At 68.4% G+C, this 1877-nt stretch carries 1 protein-coding gene and 1 pseudogene; both read left to right on the top strand.

What is annotated here, in order from left to right:
* On the top strand, positions 1 to 615 hold a 615-nt coding region (locus I5M_RS19470; protein ID WP_022722928.1), incomplete at its 5' end, for an efflux RND transporter periplasmic adaptor subunit.
* A pseudogene (locus I5M_RS30165) lies at positions 616 to 1877 on the top strand (efflux RND transporter permease subunit); the annotation flags it as partial.

The raw sequence follows: 1877 nt of genomic DNA, 5'->3' as shown, positions 1-1877 counted from the left end.
GGCATGACCGAGGCGGCGATCGACAAGCTCACCTCGACGCAGAAGCTCGATCCCAAGCTGCAGATGATCGCGCCGGTCGACGGCGTCGTCCTGGAGAGCCCGACGCTGCCGGGCCAGACCGTCGAGGCGCTGGCGCTGATCTTCAAGCTCGCGCAACTGTCGCCGCTGTGGGTCGAAATTCAGGTGCCGGCGCTGCGTGTCGAAGACTTCGCGGTCGGCGCCAAGGTGACGCTGCGCGGCCACGAATGCGTCGGCCGCGTGGTGTCGATCGGCACCAGCGTCGAGCCGACGTCGCAGACCGTGATCGTCCGCGCCGAGTTCGACGAGCCCGACACCGACCTGCGGCCCGGCCAGATGGTCGAAGCCCAGATCGCGCTGGCCAGCGGCGGCCGCGCCGAATGGCGGGTGCGCAGCGGCGCGATGGTTCGCCGCGGCTCCGACGCTTACGTGTTCGTGCAGACCGACGGCGGTTTCGTTGCGACGCCGGTGAAAGTGCGCGAGGAACTGCCGGCTTTTGCGGTGGTCAGCGGCAGCTTCCGCGGCGACGAGCGCATCGCTGTGCGCGGCGTCGCGGCGCTGAAGGGCGCCTGGCAGGGGCTCGGCGGGGTCGAGTAGATGCTCGCACGCCTGGTCGAGTTCTCGCTCGCGCATCGCCTGTTGGTGGTGCTCGCCACGCTGATGCTGATCGGCGCCGGCGTCTATGCCGTGCGCCAACTGCCGATCGATGCCTTCCCGGACGTCTCGCCGATCCAGGTCAAGATCATCCATGAAGGCGCCCGGCATGACGCCCGAGGAGGTCGAGACGAGGGTGACGATGCCGCTCGAGCTCGAAATGCTCGGCATCCCCAACAAAACGATGCTGCGCTCGACCCCCAAATACGGTCTCGCCGACGTCACCATCGATTTCGCCGAAGGCGTCGACATTTATTGGGCGCGCAATCAGGTCGCCGAGCGATTGGCCGCGGCCATGAAGGACATGCCCGAGGGCCTGACCGGCGGGCTGGCGCCGATCACTACGCCACTCGGCGAAATGTTCATGTTTACCATCGAGGGCGGTGATCTCTCGCTCGCGGAGCGCCGCACGCTGCTCGACTGGACCATCCGCCCGGCGCTGCGCACGCTGCCCGGCGTCGCCGACGTCAATTCGCTCGGCGGCTATGTGCGTAGTTTCGAGATCGTGCCCGACAATCTCGCGATGGCGTCGCACGGCATCTCGATCGAGACGCTGGAGAACGCCATCGCGAAGAACAATCGCAACGGCGGCGCCGGCCGGCTCTCCGCCGGTGAGGAAGTGCTGCTGGTTCGCGTCGACGGCCAGGTCCACACCCTCGACGATCTGCGCGACATCGTGCTGGCGTCGCGCGACGGCGGCATGGTGCGTGTGCGCGATGTCGCCGAGGTGCGCATCGGCAGCATCACCCGCTACGGCGCGGTGACGCGCGACGGGCAGGGCGAAGCGGTGCAGGGCCTGGTGCTCGGGCTGCGCGGCGCCAATGCGCGCGATGTCGTCGAGGGCGTCAAGGCGAAGTTCGCCGAGCTGCAGCCGACGCTACCCAAGGGCGTGACGCTGAACGTGTTCTACGATCGCGGCGACCTCGTCGGCCGCGCCGTCGGCACGGTGTCGAAGTCGCTGCTCGAAGCCACCGTGCTGGTGATCGTGCTGCTGATCCTGTTTCTCGGCGACTGGCGGGCCGCGCTGGTGGTGGCGCTGACGCTGCCGTTGTCGGCGCTGGCGACGTTCCTGCTGATGCGCTTCGCCGGCATGTCGGCCAACCTGATGAGCCTCGGCGGCCTCGCGGTCGCCATCGGCATGCTGATCGACGCCGCCGGGGTGGTGGTCGAGACCATCGTTTCGCATCTCGCCCACGATCGCCACG

The sequence above is a fragment of the Rhodopseudomonas sp. B29 genome (genome assembly GCF_000333455.1).
Classification (GTDB): domain Bacteria; phylum Pseudomonadota; class Alphaproteobacteria; order Rhizobiales; family Xanthobacteraceae; genus Rhodopseudomonas.
The sequence above is the reverse complement of the archived record's forward strand: the minus strand, read 5'-3'. Positions and strand labels throughout refer to the sequence as shown.